The sequence below is a fragment of the Pseudomonas putida genome (genome assembly GCA_041879295.1).
Taxonomy (GTDB): Bacteria; Pseudomonadota; Gammaproteobacteria; order Pseudomonadales; family Pseudomonadaceae; genus Aquipseudomonas; species Aquipseudomonas putida_Y.
The window spans coordinates 4,573,650-4,591,016 of record CP047152.1; the positions used below are offsets into that span (position 1 = coordinate 4,573,650).

Annotated in this window: 14 protein-coding genes; 9 read left to right on the forward strand and 5 right to left on the reverse strand. The window is 62.8% G+C overall.

All coding sequences use genetic code 11. From position 1 onward, the window contains the following. Positions 1–38: 38 nt before the first annotated feature. From GST84_20965 to cmoB, 7 genes are all read left to right on the forward strand, one after another. A complete protein-coding gene (locus GST84_20965) occupies positions 39–2,081 on the forward strand; it encodes a TonB-dependent receptor (GenBank protein XGB14669.1) in 2,043 nt (680 codons plus the stop codon). Positions 2,082–2,684: 603 nt separating this feature from the next. Further along, entirely contained in the window at positions 2,685–4,019 is a 1,335-nt protein-coding gene (locus tag GST84_20970; protein ID XGB14670.1) for a porin, read from the forward strand. Between the two features lie 30 nt (positions 4,020–4,049). Continuing rightward, a complete protein-coding gene (locus GST84_20975) occupies positions 4,050–6,461 on the forward strand; it encodes a membrane-bound PQQ-dependent dehydrogenase, glucose/quinate/shikimate family (GenBank protein ID XGB14671.1) in 2,412 nt (803 codons plus the stop codon). Positions 6,462–6,664: 203 nt separating this feature from the next. Beyond that, the gene (lon, locus tag GST84_20980) at positions 6,665–9,082 is read left to right on the forward strand and encodes an endopeptidase La (GenBank protein ID XGB14672.1); all 2,418 of its coding nucleotides are present in this window, start codon (positions 6,665–6,667) and stop codon (positions 9,080–9,082) included. A 151-nt stretch (positions 9,083–9,233) separates the two neighbouring features. After that, positions 9,234–9,626: a peptidase inhibitor I42 gene (locus GST84_20985; GenBank protein ID XGB14673.1), complete on the forward strand. Its 393-nt coding sequence runs from the start codon at positions 9,234–9,236 to the stop codon at positions 9,624–9,626. An 89-nt stretch (positions 9,627–9,715) separates the two neighbouring features. Continuing rightward, complete coding sequence (cmoA, locus tag GST84_20990; GenBank protein XGB14674.1) at positions 9,716–10,459, forward strand: carboxy-S-adenosyl-L-methionine synthase CmoA; 744 nt, start codon at positions 9,716–9,718, stop codon at positions 10,457–10,459. Further along, complete coding sequence (gene cmoB, locus GST84_20995) at positions 10,456–11,412, forward strand: tRNA 5-methoxyuridine(34)/uridine 5-oxyacetic acid(34) synthase CmoB (GenBank protein XGB14675.1); 957 nt, start codon at positions 10,456–10,458, stop codon at positions 11,410–11,412. Before cmoA ends, cmoB begins: the two co-directional genes overlap by 4 nt. 69 nt (positions 11,413–11,481) lie before the next feature. On the opposite strand, the gene GST84_21000 is transcribed toward cmoB, so the two are convergent. Further along, positions 11,482–11,685 (reverse strand): hypothetical protein, encoded by a 204-nt coding sequence (locus tag GST84_21000; protein XGB14676.1) that lies wholly within the window; start codon positions 11,683–11,685, stop codon positions 11,482–11,484. A gap of 309 nt (positions 11,686–11,994) precedes the next feature. Here GST84_21000 and GST84_21005 point away from each other — a divergent pair, with 309 nt between their 5' ends. Continuing rightward, complete coding sequence (locus GST84_21005; protein ID XGB14677.1) at positions 11,995–12,669, forward strand: heavy metal response regulator transcription factor; 675 nt, start codon at positions 11,995–11,997, stop codon at positions 12,667–12,669. After that, entirely contained in the window at positions 12,666–14,048 is a 1,383-nt protein-coding gene (locus tag GST84_21010) for a heavy metal sensor histidine kinase (GenBank protein XGB14678.1), read from the forward strand. Before GST84_21005 ends, GST84_21010 begins: the two co-directional genes overlap by 4 nt. A gap of 65 nt (positions 14,049–14,113) precedes the next feature. Here the strand turns inward: GST84_21010 and pdxJ are convergent, their stop codons facing one another. From pdxJ to GST84_21030, 4 genes are all read right to left on the reverse strand, one after another. Further along, complete coding sequence (pdxJ, locus tag GST84_21015; protein ID XGB14679.1) at positions 14,114–14,854, reverse strand: pyridoxine 5'-phosphate synthase; 741 nt, start codon at positions 14,852–14,854, stop codon at positions 14,114–14,116. A 43-nt stretch (positions 14,855–14,897) separates the two neighbouring features. Next, the gene (gene recO / locus GST84_21020) at positions 14,898–15,581 is read right to left on the reverse strand and encodes a DNA repair protein RecO (protein ID XGB14680.1); all 684 of its coding nucleotides are present in this window, start codon (positions 15,579–15,581) and stop codon (positions 14,898–14,900) included. A 121-nt stretch (positions 15,582–15,702) separates the two neighbouring features. Then, the gene (locus GST84_21025) at positions 15,703–16,605 is read right to left on the reverse strand and encodes a GTPase Era (protein XGB14681.1); all 903 of its coding nucleotides are present in this window, start codon (positions 16,603–16,605) and stop codon (positions 15,703–15,705) included. After that, positions 16,598–17,287, reverse strand: coding sequence for a ribonuclease III (locus GST84_21030; protein XGB14682.1), 690 nt, complete (start codon positions 17,285–17,287; stop codon positions 16,598–16,600). The genes GST84_21025 and GST84_21030 overlap by 8 nt, the downstream gene beginning before the upstream one ends. Between the last annotated feature and the right edge of the window lie 80 nt (positions 17,288–17,367).

Genomic DNA, 17,367 nt, shown 5'->3' on the forward strand with positions numbered 1-17,367 from the left:
AACACTAAAAAGCATCTGCCAAGGAACGCCCCATCCCCATGCTGTACACACCGCTTCGCCTCTCCCCCCTTGCCGTCGCACTCTGGCTGGCTGCATCCCCCAGCCAGGCCGTAGAGCTCGAACCACAGGTCATCACCGCCAACCCGTTGGGTAACCGCCAACTGGCCGCCCCCAGCACCGTGCTCGAAGGCGAGAACCTGCTGCAACAACAGCACGGCAGCCTGGGTGAAACCCTGAACAAGCAGCCCGGCGTCGCTTCTACCTGGTTTGGCCCTGGCGCCAGCCGCCCGGTGATCCGCGGCCTGGATGGCGACCGTATCCGCATCCTGCGCAATGGCGTCGGCGCCCTGGATGCCTCGTCGCTGTCCTATGACCACGCCGTGCCCCTGGACCCGGTAACGGTCGATCGCGTCGAAATCGTCCGTGGCCCGGCCGCCTTGCTGTATGGCGGTAACGCCATCGGCGGCGTGGTCAACACCTTCGACAACCGCATCCCGGACTCGCCCATCGAGGGCATCCACGGTGCCGGTGAACTGCGTTACGGCGGCGCCGACACCACCCGCAGCAGTGCCGGCAAGCTGGAGGCCGGTAACGGTGCCTTCGCCCTGCACCTGGATGCCAACAGCCGCCAGTTCAACGATCTGCGCATCCCTGGCTACGCCCGCAGCGCCAAAGTGCGCGATGCCGACGAGCCCGGCAGCAAACACCGCCTGGAAAACAGCGACGGTCGCCAGGACGGCGGCGCAATCGGTGGTGCCTACCACTGGGACCACGGCTACGCCGGCCTCTCGTACAGCGGCTACGACAGCAACTATGGCTCGGTGGCCGAGTCCGGCGTGCGCCTGGACATGAAACAGGACCACTACGCCTTCGCCTCCGAATTGCGCGACCTCGACGGCCCGTTCAGCTCAGTCAAGGTAGATGCCGGTTACACCGACTACGAGCACAAAGAAATCGAAGAAGGCGAAGTCCATACCACCTTCAAGAACAAAGGCTACGAAGCGCGTATTGAAGCCCGCCACCAACCACTCGGACCAGTGGAAGGGATCATTGGGGCACAAGTCAGCCGTAACGAGTTCTCGGCCCTCGGCGAGGAAGCCTTCGTCCCGCATACTGATACCGACAGCGTGGCACTGTTCATGCTCGAGCAGTGGCAAGCCAGCGAGCGCCTGAACCTGAGCCTGGGTGCGCGCATGGAGCACACCCGCGTAGATCCTGACGCCAAGGGCAACGAGAACTTCGTCGACGCAGACAGCGCCAGCAGCTTCAACGCCTTCAGCCTGTCTTCAGGCGCGGTGTACCAGCTCGACCCCATCTGGTCGCTGGCGGCCAACCTCGGCTACACCGAGCGTGCCCCGACCTTTTACGAGCTGTACGCCAATGGCGCGCACGTGGCCACCGGCGCCTTTGAAGTCGGCGACGCCAGTTTGAACAAGGAAAAGGCCATTTCCGCCGACCTGGCGCTACGCTTCGACAATGGCACCCATAAAGGCAGTGTCGGGGTGTTCTACAACCACTTCCGCAACTACATCGGCCTGATCGGTACCGGCAACACCCGCGAGGGCGGGCATGACCATGACGAGGATGACCACGATCACGATCATGATCATGAGGGCTTCCCGGAATACCAGTACCAAGGCGTGCGAGCGCGCTTCTATGGCATCGAGGCCCAGGACCGCTGGCAACTGGCCGAAAACCGTTACGGCAGCTTCGCACTGGAGTTGTCCGGTGACTATACCCGGGCCAAGAACCTCGACAGTGGCGAGCCACTGCCCCGTATCGCGCCGCTGCGCCTGAACAGCGGCCTGGTCTGGGAGCTGGACCGCTGGCAGGCGCGAGTAGATGTGCAACATGCAGCATCGCAGCACCGCAAACCCGCCAACGAAACCAGTACCGATGGCTACACCACGCTGGGGGCCAGCGTTGGCTACCGCTTCGACGTTGGCCAGAGCCAGTGGCTGGCGTTTGTGCGCGGCGAAAACCTGACCGACCAGACCGTGCGCTATGCCAGTTCGATCCTGCGCGATATCGCGCCGGCGCCGGGGCGCAGTGTGGAAGTGGGGTTGCGTACGACCTTCTGAACCAGACGCGACGAAGATGGGTGTGGGAGATTCTATGGTTCCTGGCGATTGCATCAGGGTTGCCAAGTGCTCGTCACAGCATCTTCAGCGCCTGTGAGATCGAGCGCCGCCCGCGCGGCGCGCATCGCGAGCTGGCGCTCGCTCCTACGTTTGTTTCGGGCCAATCATTCCTGCGGGATATGCACGCGAACGCTTTGGCGCATGGCTCGATATCGCGTCGTACGAACAAGGCGGTCGCGCGCGCCTGGCACAGGCGTTACTGGCCCGAAACAAACGTAGGAGCGAGCGCCAGCTCGCGATGCGCGCCGCGCGGGCGGCGCTCGATCCCCCAGGCGCTGCAAATCTTGTGGCCAACACCTGTCAGCCCTTATGCGATCTCTGTGCCGGGTTCACCGGCTGCCCACTCCCCTACCGACCTCGACTGTTGCCCGTTCAGCAACAATCATCTGCGACAATTTGTCTTTTTTTCTTACAGCTTCCCCTATATCCTCCCCGCCGCAAGCTGAAACGCTTCATCGAACACTCTTGTCGCCATATCCATTGAGGGGCCCGCCCTTCGATGCGCTTGCCGTTTTTTCAATAATCAAAAGATAGCGCTATCTCATGCTCCAACTGCCTAAAACCTGTTACATCGGCCTCGCCCTCAGTGCCTTGGCAACCCCCGCCAGCGCCAGCGAAATGTTCGCCAGCGACTCTCCGTGGATGCTCGGCGACTGGGATGGAACCCGCAGCGAACTGCTGGAAAAAGGCTACGACTTCACCCTTGGTTACACCGGCGAGATGGGCAGCAACCTGCACGGCGGCTACGACCACGACCGCACCGCGCGCTACAGTGACCAGTTCACCTTTGGCAGCCACCTGGACCTGGACAAGATCCTCGGCTGGCACGACACCGAACTCCAGCTGACCATCACCGAGCGCCACGGCGACAACATCAGCAACGACCGCATCAACGACCCGCGTGTCGGCGGCTTCACCTCCGCCCAGGAAGTCTGGGGCCGAGGCGAAACCTGGCGGCTGACGCAGATGTGGATCAAGCAGAAGTACTTCGATGGTGCGCTGGATGTGAAATTCGGCCGCTTCGGTGAAGGCGAAGACTTCAACAGCTTCCCTTGCGACTTCCAGAACCTGGCCTTCTGCGGCTCGCAGGTGGGCAACTGGGTGGGTGGCATCTGGTACAACTGGCCAGTCAGCCAGTGGGCCCTGCGCGTGCGCTACAACCTTTCCCCAGAGCTGTACGCACAAGTCGGCGTCTTCGAGCAGAACCCTTCCAACCTCGAATCTGGCAATGGTTTCAAGCTCAGCGGCAGCGGCACCCAAGGTGCGGTAATGCCGTTCGAACTGGTATGGACCCCACGTATCCAAGGTTTGAAAGGGGAATATCGTGCCGGCTACTACTACAGTAATGCCAAGGCACAAGATGTTCTCAAGGACAGCAACGGTCAGCCGGCCGCCCTCAGCGGCGCCGCCTACCGCAGCAGCTCGAGCAAGCACGGCTTGTGGATCGGCGCCCAGCAGCAGGTCACCTCGCTGGCGTCCGACCAGTCGCGCGGCTTGAGCGTGTTCGCCAACGCCACGGTGCATGACAAAAAGACCAATGCCATCGACAACTATGTGCAGGCAGGACTGGTATACAAAGGGCCCTTCAATGCCCGCGCCAAGGACGACATCGGTTTCGCCCTGGCCCGCGTGCACGTCAACCCTGCCTATCGCAAGAACGCCCGCCTGGCCAACCAGGCCGCCGGCCTCTACGACTACGACAACCCAGGCTTCCTGCCAGTGCAGGACACCGAGTACAGCGCCGAGCTGTACTACGGCATCCATTTGGCCGACTGGCTCACGGTACGCCCCAACCTGCAGTACATCCGCCACCCGGGCGGGGTGTCGCAGGTCGATGGCGCCCTGATCGGCGGCCTGAAGATCCAGAGCAGTTTCTAACCCCTTTTTTGACCTGACGGAGAACCTACGATGAGCACTGAAGGTGCGAACCAAGGAAGCCGCTGGCTACCGCGCCTGGTTGGCGCGCTGCTGTTGCTGATGGGCCTGGCCCTGCTGGCCGGCGGTATCAAGCTGAGCCAGCTAGGCGGATCACTTTACTACCTGATCGCCGGTATCGGCTTTGCCCTGTCGGGCATCCTGCTGCTGGCCCAACGCCGGATCGCCCTGGGCCTGTATGGCCTGGTGCTGCTGGGGAGCACCGTTTGGGCCCTGCTCGAAGTAGGCCTGGACTGGTGGCAACTGGTGCCGCGGCTGGCCATCTGGTTCGCCATCGGCGTGGTGTTGCTGCTGCCGTGGGCCCGTCGCCCGCTGATCGGCCCGGCCAGCAAAGCCAATACTGCACTGCTCGGCGTCGCAGTGGTCGCTTCGGGCGCTTGCGCGCTGGGCAGCCAGTTCACCCATCCCGGTGAAGTGTTTGGCGAACTGGGCCGCGACAGCAGCGAAATGGCCAGCGCCGCCCCCGCCATGCCCGACGGCGAATGGCAGGCCTATGGCCGTACCGAGCATGGCGACCGCTACTCGCCGCTGCGCCAGATCACCCCGCAGAACGCCTACCGCCTGGAAGAAGCCTGGCGCATTCGCACCGGTGATCTGCCAACCGAAAACGACCCGGTGGAGCTGACCAACCAGAACACCCCGCTCAAGGTCAACGGCATGCTCTACGCCTGCACCGCGCACAGCCGCCTGCTGGCGCTGGACCCGGACACTGGCGCGGAAATCTGGCGCTACGACCCGCAGGTCAAGAGCCCGACCGGCACCTTCAAGGGCTTTGCCCACATGACGTGCCGTGGCGTCTCGTACTATGACGAAAACCGCTACGTCAGCCGCGACGGCAGCCCGGCGCCGAAAATTACCGACGCAGGCCAGGCCGTGGCCCAAGCCTGCCCGCGTCGCCTCTACCTGCCTACCGCGGATGCCCGCCTGATCGCCATCAACGCCGACAACGGCAAGGTCTGCGAAGGCTTCGCCAACCAGGGCGTGATCGACCTCACCACCGGCATTGGCCCGTTCACCGCCGGCGGCTATTACTCCACCTCGCCTGCTGCGATTACCCGTGACCTGGTGATCATCGGTGGCCACGTCACCGATAACGAGTCGACCAATGAGCCGTCCGGGGTGATCCGCGCCTACGATGTGCACGACGGCCACCTGGTGTGGAACTGGGACAGCAACAACCCGGACGACACCAAGCCATTGGCTGCCGGCAAAATGTACAGCCGCAACTCGGCCAACATGTGGTCGATCGCCAGCGTCGACGAAGACCTTGGCATGATCTACCTGCCGCTGGGCAACCAGACCCCGGACCAGTGGGGCGCCGACCGCACCCCAGGCGCCGAGAAGTACAGCGCCGGCGTGGTCGCCCTTGACCTGGCCACCGGCAAGGCACGCTGGAACTACCAGTTCACCCACCACGACCTGTGGGACATGGACGTCGGCAGCCAGCCGACCCTGGTCCACCTGAAAACCGACGATGGCGTGAAACCGGCGATCATCGTACCGACCAAGCAAGGCAGCCTGTACGTGCTCGACCGCCGCGACGGTACGCCAATCGTGCCGATCCGCGAGATCCCCACCCCACAAGGTGCAGTGGAAGGCGACCACACCTCGCCAACCCAGGCCCGCTCCGACCTCAACCTGCTCGGCCCAGAGCTGACCGAACAGGCCATGTGGGGCGCCACGCCTTTCGACCAGATGCTGTGCCGCATCCAGTTCCGCGAGCTGCGCTACGAAGGCCAGTACACCCCGCCATCCGAGCAAGGCTCGTTGGTCTACCCAGGCAATGTCGGTGTATTCAACTGGGGCAGCGTGTCGGTCGACCCGGTGCGCCAGCTGCTGTTCACTTCGCCCAACTACATGGCGTTCGTGTCGAAGATGGTCCCGCGTGAGCAGGTTGCCGAAGGCAGCAAGCGCGAAAGCGAGACCAGCGGCGTGCAGCCGAACACCGGCGCACCGTATGCAGTGACCATGCACCCGTTCATGTCGCCGCTCGGCGTACCGTGCCAGGCACCCGCCTGGGGTTACGTCGCCGCCATCGACCTGTTCACCAACAAGGTGGTGTGGAAACACAAGAACGGCACCACCCGCGACAGCACCCCGCTACCGATCGGCCTGCCGGTTGGCGTGCCGAGCATGGGCGGCTCGATCGTTACCGCCGGTGGCGTCGGCTTCCTTAGCGGCACGCTCGACCAGTACCTGCGCGCCTATGACGTGAACAACGGCAAGGAGTTGTGGAAAGCGCGCCTGCCAGCGGGTGGCCAGGCCACGCCGATGAGCTACACCGGCAAGGACGGCAAGCAGTACGTGCTGGTGACTGCCGGCGGCCATGGCTCGCTGGGCACCAAGATGGGCGATTACATCATCGCTTACAAATTAGCTGAGTAAGCTACACCGCTCCCGCAGGCTCAGCCCTGTGGGAGCGGCCTTGTGTCGCGATTGGGTCGCGCAGCTGCCCCAACGATCTAGAATGCTGGATGGATTCTGGGGCTGCTGCGCAGCCCAATCGCGACACAAGGCTGCGCCCGAACCATTGAAACCCATCCCTCCCCGCCCCATCTAAGCACCATAGTCATTCACGCAGGTGCCCCATGAGCGACCAGCAGGATTTCCCCGAACACCCTGACGAACACAGCGAAGTCGAACACACCCTCCAGGCCGAAGCCGGCCACGCCCTCGCCCTGCCCGGTCAGCAGCTGCCGGACAAGGTCTACGTCATCCCGATCCACAACCGCCCGTTCTTCCCGGCCCAGGTACTGCCGGTCATCGTCAATGAAGAACCCTGGGCCGAAACGCTCGACCTGGTGGCCAAGTCACCGGACCACTGCCTGGCGCTGTTCTTCATGGACACCCCGCCAGAAGACCACCGCCACTTCGACACCTCGGCATTGCCGCAGTACGGCACGCTGGTCAAGGTGCACCATGCCAGCCGCGAAAACGGCAAATTGCAGTTCGTCGCCCAGGGCCTGTCCCGGGTGCGTATCCGCAACTGGCTCAAGCACCACCGCCCGCCCTACCTGGTCGAAGTCGAATACCCGCGCCAGCCCGCAGAGCCGACCGACGAGGTCAAAGCCTACGGCATGGCACTGATCAACGCGATCAAAGAGCTGCTGCCGCTCAACCCGCTGTACAGCGAAGAGCTGAAGAACTACCTCAACCGCTTCAGCCCCAACGACCCTTCGCCGCTCACCGACTTCGCCGCCGCGCTCACCTCGGCAACCGGCAACCAGTTGCAGGAAGTGCTCGACTGCGTGCCCATGCTCAAACGCATGGAAAAGGTACTGCCAATGCTGCGCAAAGAGGTGGAAGTCGCGCGCTTGCAGAACGAGATATCGGCCGAGGTCAACCGGCAGATCGGCGAGCACCAGCGCGAATTCTTCCTGAAGGAACAACTCAAGGTCATCCAGCAGGAGCTGGGGCTTACCAAGGACGACCGCAGCGCCGACCTCGAACAGTTCGAACAGCGCCTGGAAGGCAAGACCCTGCCACCGCAGGCACGCAAGCGCATCGATGAAGAGATGGGCAAACTGGCCATTCTGGAAACCGGTTCGCCCGAATACGCCGTCACCCGCAATTATCTGGAATGGGCCACCGCCCTGCCCTGGGGCGTGTACGGCAAAGACAAACTCGACCTCAAGCATGCGCGCAAAGTCCTCGACCAGTACCATTCCGGCCTCGACGACATCAAGGAGCGCATCCTTGAGTTCCTCGCCGTGGGCGCCTGGAAAGGCGAGATCAGCGGCTCGATCGTGCTGTTGGTGGGCCCGCCCGGGGTGGGCAAGACCAGCATCGGCAAGTCCATCGCCGAATCGCTCGGCCGGCCGTTCTACCGCTTCAGCGTCGGCGGCATGCGTGACGAAGCCGAGATCAAGGGCCACCGCCGCACCTACATCGGCGCCCAGCCCGGCAAGCTGGTGCAGGCCCTGAAAGATGTCGAAGTGATGAACCCGGTGATCATGCTCGACGAAATCGACAAGATGGGCCAGAGCTACCAAGGTGACCCGGCATCAGCGTTGCTGGAAACCCTCGACCCCGAGCAGAACGTCGACTTCCTCGACCACTACCTCGACCTGCGCCTGGACTTGTCCAAGGTGCTGTTCGTGTGCACTGCCAACACCCTTGATTCAATACCCGGGCCGTTGCTCGACCGCATGGAAGTGATCCGCCTGTCCGGCTATATCACCGAAGAAAAACTGACCATCGCCAAGCGCCACCTGTGGCCCAAACAGCTGGAAAAGGCCGGTGTTTCCAAGACCAGCCTCAGCATCAGCGACAGCGCACTGCGCCTGGTGATCGACGGCTATGCCCGCGAAGCCGGCGTGCGCCAGTTGGAGAAGCAACTGGGCAAACTGGTGCGCAAGGCTGTGGTCAAGCTGCTGGATAACCCCGAAGCCAAGCTGAAGATCGGTACCAAAGACCTGGAAACCGCTCTCGGCATGCCGGTGTTCCGCAGCGAACAGGTTCTGGCAGGCAAAGGCGTGATCACCGGCCTGGCCTGGACCAGCATGGGCGGTGCCACGCTGCCGATCGAGGCAACCCGCATCCACACCCACAACCGCGGCTTCAAGCTGACCGGCAAGCTGGGTGACGTGATGAAGGAGTCTGCCGAAATTGCCTACAGCTATATCAGTTCCAACCTCAAGCAATTTGGCGGGGATACAGGTTTCTTCAACGAAGCGTTCATCCACTTGCACGTACCCGAAGGCGCCACGCCCAAGGACGGCCCGAGTGCCGGCATCACAATGGCCAGCGCTTTGCTTTCACTGGCCCGCGACCAGCCTGCCAAAAAAGGTGTCGCCATGACTGGCGAGCTCACCCTCACTGGCCAGGTACTGCCGATTGGCGGCGTGCGCGAGAAGGTGATTGCGGCGCGGCGGCAGAAGATTTTCGAACTGATCCTGCCGGAGCCTAACCGCGGCGACTTCGAAGAACTGCCGGAGTACCTGCGCGAAGGCCTGACAGTGCACTTCGCCAAGCGCTTTGCCGACGTGGCCAAAGTGCTGTTCTAGCCTGCACCGGCCTCTTCGCGGGCAAGCCCGCTCCTACAGGGATAGCGAACCCTTGCAGGGGCGGGCTTGCCCGCGAAAGGGCCGGCACAGGCAACACAAATTTCCTCGATCATCGGTTATCCTCAGGCCATCGCCAGCCTTCGGAGCCACCATGACCTCTCCTCGTCTGCTCGTTCCCCTGAGCTTTGCCCTGCTTGCTGCTTGCGCGCAACAACCGTCGCAGCCCGTTGACCTGGACGCCGAAAGCGAATGCCCCAAGCGCCTGCAGGTCGGCCAGATCCTCACGCTTACCTTGCCCAGCAACCCCACCACCGGCTATCGCTGGCTGGTACAGAACCCGGCGCCCAACGTGTTGCAAAGCCTTGGCCCCGAGGTTTACAGCGCGCCTGAAGACACCGGCATCGTCGGCAGCTCGGGCATGTCAACCTGGCGCTTCCAGGCCCGCGCGACTGGCGAAGGGAACCTGGTATTGGTCTACCAGCAACCCTGGGCCCCGGAAGTGCGCCCGGTGCAGACCTTCGATTGCGCCATTCGGGTCAATTGAACGCAAAGCGCTGGTCAGCCAACCATGCATCCAGGCTGCGGTTTGGCTAGAATGCGCCCCCTGCCTATCACCAGCCGCCTGGATTCGCCGTGAGCAAACAACCCGACCGCCTTTTCTCCCAACCCTTGGAGCAGGTGCCCGACTTCGTCTTCAACGAAGACGTCGTGCGTGTGTTCCCGGACATGATCAAGCGCTCGGTACCCGGTTACCCAACCATCGTCGAGAACCTCGGCGTACTGGCCGCTCGGTTCGCCCAGCCAGGCACCGCGCTGTACGATCTGGGCGCATCGCTGGGTGCCGTTACCCAGTCGCTGCGTCGCCATGTACGCAGCGACGGCTGCAGGGTAATCGCGGTGGATAACTCCGCCGCCATGGTCGAGCGCTGCCGCCAGTACCTCACTGCACAAGATTCGATGTTCCAGGAGTTGCTGCCGGTGCACGTGCTGGAGGCCGATATCCTTGCCCTGCCCTTCGAGCCCGCCTCGGTCGTGGCGATGAACTTCACCCTGCAGTTCATCGCCCCTGACCAGCGCCTTGAACTGCTCGGGCGAATCCGCCAGGCGCTGCTGCCCGGCGGCGCGCTGATTCTCTCGGAGAAGCTGCGCTTCGCCGATGAGCAAGAGCAGGACCTGCTCAATGAGCTGCACCTGGATTTCAAACGGGCCAATGGCTACAGCGAACTGGAGATCGCCCAGAAGCGCAGCGCCATCGAGAACGTGATGAAGCCCGATACACTCGAAGCCCACCAGGAACGCCTGCGCGCAGCCGGCTTCTCGAAAGTGGTGCCTTGGTTCCAATGCCTTAACTTCGCCTCGTTGATAGCCCTGCCATGATCGATCTGTCTCCCCTCGTCCGCCGCCTGGCGGGCACGCCTCTGGCTTCCTGGTCGCAAGGCCTGCAAGCGCAACTGGACGCCAAGCTGGAAAAGGGCCACGGTGACCTCGACCGCTGGCGCGGGGCGCTGGAAGCCCTGCCCGCCCTGCAACCCAGTGAAATCGACCTGGTCAACGGGTTGCGTCTGGATTGCGACTGCGACGACGCCACCCGCGCGCAGATGCGCCAGGCATTGATGGGCCTGTCGCCCTGGCGCAAAGGGCCGTTCGACCTGTTTGGCGTGCACGTTGACACCGAATGGCGTTCGGACTGGAAGTGGTCGCGGGTCGGCCCGCACCTGGACCTCAAGGGCAAACGCGTACTCGACGTGGGCTGTGGCAATGGCTACTACCAGTGGCGCATGCTCGGTGCCGGCGCGGACATGGTAATTGGCGTCGATCCCAACTGGCTGTTCTTCTGCCAGTTCCAGGCCGTGCAGCAATACCTGCCGGAGTTGCCGGCCTGGCACCTGCCGTTCGCCCTGGAAGACCTGCCCGCCAACCTGGAAGGTTTCGATACCGTGTTCTCCATGGGCGTGTTCTATCACCGCCGCTCGCCCATCGAGCACTTGCTGGCGCTCAAGGACTGCCTGGTCAAAGGTGGCGAGCTGGTGCTGGAAACGCTGGTTATCGAGGGCGACGAAAACCAGGTGCTGGTGCCTGAGGACCGCTACGCACAGATGCGCAATGTCTGGTACCTGCCGTCGGTACCGGCGCTGGCCCGCTGGCTGCGCCGTGCCGGCTTCAGCGATGTGCGCTGCGTCGACGTTAGCGTGACCAGCGTCGAGGAACAGCGCAGCACCGAATGGATGCGCTACCAGTCGCTGAGCGACTTCCTCGACCCGAACGACCACAGCAAGACCGTCGAAGGCCTGCCAGCCCCACGCCGCGCCACCCTGCTGGCGCGCAAATAAAAAAGGCGCCCGCATGGGCGCCTGAATACACCTGCGGCGAGGAGCCGTCGCGGCGCAGGTGTTGTTAGCTCAATCCTTGGCCACCTCACGCGCCTTCTCTTGCGCCTTGCGCTCGCGCTCGGCAGCAGCCTGTTGCTTGTCGCCATGCAGTCGCTGCTGGTCTTCGCGGAAGGCTTGCCAGAACTGCCTGGAGCGCTCCGCACCGCCCTCGGCATAAACACTGGCGCTGCCCAGGGCAAGGGTGGCCAACAGCAGGTATTTGGTCAGGTTCATCGTGTTTGCCTCGTAATAACCGATCGGACACGGCCATCCTAGCGAGGGCTGGCTAACGGCAAGGTGAGGCGGGGATTACAGTCCTGCAATGTGGCCTTGTGTGGACTGTTCGGGCCTCTTCGCGGGTAAACCCGCTCCTACAGGAACGGGTTTATCCGCGAAGAGGCCCGAACAGACCGCCAGATAACAGCAGAATTACAAATTCGTTATCTGCAACGCTGGCCTTTTTTCATGCCGTAACATGGGGCCCTTGACCCTGATGTCACTACAGGGTCAAGAATCGCCCCCTTTCAACACACCGAGCCCCCAATGCGCCTACTGATCATCGAGGACGAGCTGCGTACCGCCGACTACCTGCAACAAGGCCTGCGCGAAAACGGTTACGTGGTCGACTGCGCCCGCACAGGCACCGACGGCCTGCACCTGGCCCGCCAACAGGCCTATGACCTGGTCATCCTCGACGTCAACTTGCCCGAAATCGATGGCTGGACCGTGCTGCAGCGGCTACGTGCCGAATCGGCCACGCGCATCATGATGCTTACCGCCCACGGTCGCTTGGCCGATCGGGTAAGAGGCCTGGACCTGGGCGCGGATGACTACCTGCTCAAGCCTTTTGAGTTCCCTGAGTTACTGGCCCGCATCCGCAGCCTGCTGCGCCGCAACGACCAGCAACTGCAACCCAGCACCCTGCGCGTCGCTGATCTGGAACTGGACCCCGGCCGCCACCGCGCCTACCGCGCCGGGCAACGCATCGACCTGACCGCCAAGGAGTTCGCCCTGCTGCACCTGCTAATGCGCCAGACTGGCGAAGTGTTGTCGCGCACGCAGATCATCTCACTGGTGTGGGACATGAACTTCGACTGCGACACCAACGTGGTCGAGGTCTCGATCCGGCGCCTGCGGGCGAAGATCGACGACCCGTTCGACAACAAGCTGATCCATACCCTGCGTGGTGTGGGCTACGTACTTGAGGCTCGCCTTTGAAAAACGCCAGCCTGTCGTTACGCCTGGGCCTGAGCGTGACATTGATGGGCGCCGCATTGGTGCTGCTGCTGGCCTGCCTGGCCGTGTTTGCCCTGGATCACGAACTGGACAGCCGCGCGCGCAAGGATTTGGCGCGCAAGATGCTTCAGGTCGAGCACAACCTGCGTGTGGATCTGCGCAGCGAGGACCTGGGCAGCCGCGCCCACCCACTGCTGGACCTGGTGATGGGGCATGACAACCTGAGCCTCAGTGTGCTGGCTCTCGACGGCCGTCACCCCCACCTGCTCAGCCTCGGCCCGGCCCTGGAATCGCGGGTCGGTGAACTGCACACCGATGCGCGCCTGGCCTTTCACGCCTGGCGTGACAGCGGCGGTAACCAGATTCTCACCGTTACCCGGCTGATGCGTCTGCGCGACAACACCCCCGTCAAGGTGATGATGTCGCTCAACCGCGCCGACGACAACGCCCTGCTACAGGCCTATCTGCACTCCACGTTACTCGCATTGCCACTGCTACTGGTTTTGATCGGTGCAGGGGCATGGTGGCTGATGCAACGCGGCCTGAAACCGTTGCGGCACTTCCGGCGCATTGCCGGGCAGGTGTCGGCCCAGGACCTGCAGCATCGCCTGCCCGCTACCTCCCTGCCGCAGGAACTGGCGGAACTGGCCGGCAGTATCAACGTGATGCTCGATCGACTCGACCAAGGTGTCATGCAGCTGTCGCAGTTCTCTGACGACCTGGCCCATGAACTGCGTACACCGTTGGGCAACCTGATGGGCAAGGCGCAGGTGACACTGGCCCGTGAGCGGGACAACGCCAACTATCGGGAAGTGCTGGAAGACAGCATCGAAGAGCTGACCCGGCTCAACCGCATCATCAACGACATGCTGTTTCTTGCCCAGGTCAGCCAGCCGCATACGCAGATCGCATTGAAACCCTTGACGCTGGCCGACGAGGCAGCGCGGGTTGTCGAGCTGTTTGCCTACAGTGCCGAGCTGAAAGAGATTGAGATAAGCGTTCAGGGCTGGGGAACAGCGCAGGGAGACCGGCTGATGTTTCAGCGGGCACTGTCGAACCTGTTGAGCAACGCCATACGGCACAGTCCAGAGGGTAAACCCGTAGCTCTGTGCATCGAACGCTCGGGCAGCGAAGTACGGCTATCCGTGGAGAACCAGGGGCCGGGTGTGGCGGCAGAGCAACAGTCGCGCTTGTTCGAGCGGTTTTACCGGGTAGGTTCGGGGCGTTCGCGGCTGGAGGGCGGAACCGGGCTGGGGTTGGCGATCGTGAAGTCGATCATGCAGTTGCATGGCGGGCGGGTCGAGGTCAGCAGCTGCCCCCTGGGGCCTACCCGGTTTACCTTGGTGTTTCCTGCCGAGTGATCGGCCGCCTGTACCGGCCTCTTCGCGGGCTTGCCCGCGAAGAGGCCGGTACAGGCGACCAACAATCAGCGCGAAGCTGCCACGATCAGCGCCTTCATTTCAGCCACAGCAGCCTTGAAGCCGACAAACAGGGCATGCGCCACCAGTGCATGGCCAATGTTCAGTTCATTGATACCCTTGATCGCCGCCACCGCCTCGACGTTGTGGTAGTGCAGCCCGTGACCCGCATTGACGATCAGCCCCTGCCCCACGCCAAACGCCACACCATCGACGATGCGCTTGAGCTCTTCAGCCACTTCGGTGGGAGTTTCTGCATCGGCATAACGGCCGGTGTGAAGCTCGATGGCCGGTGCGCCAACCCGACGCGAGGCCTCGATCTGCCGCTCGTCGGCGTCGATGAACAGCGACACCTCGGCACCGGTACGCGCCAGCCGTTCCACTGCAGCCTTGATCCGCGCTTCCTGCCCTGCCACATCCAGGCCACCTTCGGTGGTCAGCTCCTGACGGGTTTCGGGAACCAGGCAGATGTGCGCCGGGCGAATCTTCTCGGCAAAGGCCATCATCTCTTCGGTGACGCCCATCTCGAAGTTCATGCGGGTTTGCAGCACATCCTTGAGCAGCATGACATCACGCTCCTGGATGTGCCGGCGGTCTTCACGCAGGTGCACGGTGATGCCATCGGCGCCTGCTTCCTCGGCGTCCAGGGCTGCCTTGACCGGGTCAGGGTAGCGCGTGCCACGGGCCTGGCGCAGGGTCGCCACGTGGTCGATGTTTACGCCAAGAAGCATGCGGTTGCTGTGAGTCACGAAAGGCTCTCCTGAAGATTGAGCCCAACAGCATACGTCCAGATCAGCGCTTGCGAAACAGTTCCCGGCTGACCAGCGGTTTTGCACCCAGATGAACTGCCAGTGCCTGGCGCATCAGCCGCTTCGCGGCAAGCAAGGCGCCGGGGGCGTCCCAATCGGTTTGGGCCATAGCCAGCAGTTCGGTGCCACGGAACAGGCCGGGCTGCGCCAGCTCTACCCGCTCCAGGCCGGCGTCAACGCGCAAGCGGTACAGGCCATCGGTGGCAATGGGCTGCTCGTTGACGTCATGGTGCAAGGAAAACGCATAACCGAGTTCGTCCAGCAGCCGCCATTCGAACGAGCGCAGCAGGGGCTCCAGCGGGCGCCCGGCACTCAGTGCCTGCAAGGTCAAGGTGTAGTGCTCGAACAGCGCCGGGAACGGCGCTTCGGCAGGCAGCAGGCGCATCAGCAGTTCATTGAGGTACAACCCGCTGAACAGGGCATCGCCGTGTAGCCAGGCGGCGATGCCGGTACTGTCCATACGGCCGACATTCTTCAGCTCGCCGCGACCACGCAGCTCCACCTCCAGCGACACGAACGGTCGCACCAGGCTGCCGCCCTTGCCCCGCGCGCGGCGCAGCACGGCACGCATGCAGCCCTGCGGGGTGAAGAAGTCTACCAGCGCGCTGGTTTCCTTGTAGGCACGGCTATGCAGTACGTAGGCTGGCTGGGGGGTGGGTTGGTCCATGCACTATCTCTGGGGCCTGATGTACGTGTGGGAGCGGGCGTGCCCGCGAAAGCGTCAGTGAACCCACTATCGCATTCGCGGGCAAGCCCGCTCCCACAGGAATAACCGACCAGTCAGGTAATTACAGGTCGCCGTAGCCCAGCGAACGCAGGGCGCGCTCGTCATCGGACCAGCCGCCTTTGACCTTGACCCACAGGTTGAGCATGACCTTGGAATCGAACAGCACTTCCATGTCCTTGCGCGCCTCGGAACCGATGCGCTTGATGCGCTCGCCCTTGTCACCAATGATGATTTTCTTCTGGCCGTCGCGCTCGACCAGGATCAGCGCGTGAATGTGCAGCACATGGCCCTGCTGCTTGAATTCCTCGATTTCGACGGTGATCTGGTACGGCAGCTCCGCACCCAACTGGCGCATGATCTTCTCGCGTACCAGTTCAGCGGCGAGGAAGCGGCTGCTGCGGTCGGTGATCTGGTCTTCGGGGAAGAAATGATCGTTCTCGGGCAGGTGCTTGGCGATCTGTGCTTCCAGCGCTTCAAGGTTGTGCCCCTGCTGCGCGGAAATCGGCATCACCTCGGCGTTCGGCAATTGCTCTTGGAGCCACTGCAGGTGCGGGATCAGCTCGGCTTTCTCTTCCATGCGGTCGGTCTTGTTGACCGCGATGATCAGCGGGCCGGTCACATACTGCACGCGCTCCAGAACCAGTTGGTCCTCGTCGGTCCACTTGGTACGGTCGACCACGAAGATAACCACGTCGACGTCCTTGAGGGCCGCCGAGGCGTTGCGGTTCATGTAGCGGTTCAGCGCCTTGTCGTTGGCTTTGTGCATCCCCGGGGTATCGACATAGATCGCCTGCACATCACCTTCGGTCTTGATGCCGAGCATGTTGTGACGGGTGGTCTGGGGCTTGCGCGAGGTAATCGCGAGTTTCTGACCGAGAATGTGGTTGAGCAGGGTCGACTTGCCGACGTTGGGGCGGCCGACAATGGCTACATAGCCGCAGCGGGTCGGGTTGCTATCAGTCATTGCCATTCTCCACGCCCAGGGCGATCAGTGCAGACGCGGCGGCGACTTGCTCGGCAATACGCCGGCTAACGCCCTGACCACGGCTCTTGTTGTTCAGCAGTACCACTTCGCATTCGACGAAGAAGGTTCGGCAGTGTGGTTCACCCTGGATATCCACTACTTCGTAACGCGGCAGCTCACAGCTGCGCGACTGCAGGAACTCTTGCAGGCGGGTTTTCGGATCTTTATTGGTGTCGACCAGCGTCAGGCCTTCAAACTCATCGGCCAGCCAGGCCAGGATGCGCTCGCGGGCAGTGTCCATGTCAGCGTCCAGGTAGATGGCACCAATCAGTGCCTCCAGGGCGTCAGCCAGGATCGACTCGCGACGAAAGCCGCCGCTCTTGAGTTCTCCGGAGCCCAGGCGCAGGTAATCGCCCAGGTCAAAACCACGGGCCAGACGGGCCAGGGTCTCACCCTTGACCAACCGTGCACGCAGCCGCGACAACTGGCCTTCGCGAGCCTGGGGAAAACGCTCGAACAGCGCTTCACCGGCAACGAAGTTGAGAATGGCGTCACCGAGGAACTCCAGGCGCTCATTGTTGCGCCCGGCGTAACTGCGATGGGTCAGTGCCAGGAGCATCTGGTCCTGGTTCTTGAAGGTGTAACCGAGCTTTCGCTCCAGACCGGCAAGGGAAGCACTCATGCGGCCACCCGATCGTTGTTCAACGCGTTGTTCAAATCAACATCCTGAAAGACTGTTTGGCTGTGGTCCGCCGATCGATT

Bases quoted from the DNA above. Each gene is read 5' to 3' on its own strand.
- GST84_20985 (XGB14673.1), top strand. From the start codon at position 9,234: ATGACCTCTCCTCGTCTGCTCGTTCCCCTGAGCTTTGCCCTGCTTGCT.
- GST84_21000 (XGB14676.1), bottom strand. From the start codon at position 11,685: ATGAACCTGACCAAATACCTGCTGTTGGCCACCCTTGCCCTGGGCAGC.
- GST84_20965 (XGB14669.1), top strand. From the start codon at position 39: ATGCTGTACACACCGCTTCGCCTCTCCCCCCTTGCCGTCGCACTCTGG.
- cmoB (XGB14675.1), top strand. From the start codon at position 10,456: ATGATCGATCTGTCTCCCCTCGTCCGCCGCCTGGCGGGCACGCCTCTG.
- GST84_20975 (XGB14671.1), top strand. From the start codon at position 4,050: ATGAGCACTGAAGGTGCGAACCAAGGAAGCCGCTGGCTACCGCGCCTG.
- GST84_21030 (XGB14682.1), bottom strand. From the start codon at position 17,287: ATGAGTGCTTCCCTTGCCGGTCTGGAGCGAAAGCTCGGTTACACCTTC.
- GST84_21025 (XGB14681.1), bottom strand. From the start codon at position 16,605: ATGACTGATAGCAACCCGACCCGCTGCGGCTATGTAGCCATTGTCGGC.
- GST84_21005 (XGB14677.1), top strand. From the start codon at position 11,995: ATGCGCCTACTGATCATCGAGGACGAGCTGCGTACCGCCGACTACCTG.
- lon (XGB14672.1), top strand. From the start codon at position 6,665: ATGAGCGACCAGCAGGATTTCCCCGAACACCCTGACGAACACAGCGAA.
- GST84_20970 (XGB14670.1), top strand. From the start codon at position 2,685: ATGCTCCAACTGCCTAAAACCTGTTACATCGGCCTCGCCCTCAGTGCC.
- recO (XGB14680.1), bottom strand. From the start codon at position 15,581: ATGGACCAACCCACCCCCCAGCCAGCCTACGTACTGCATAGCCGTGCC.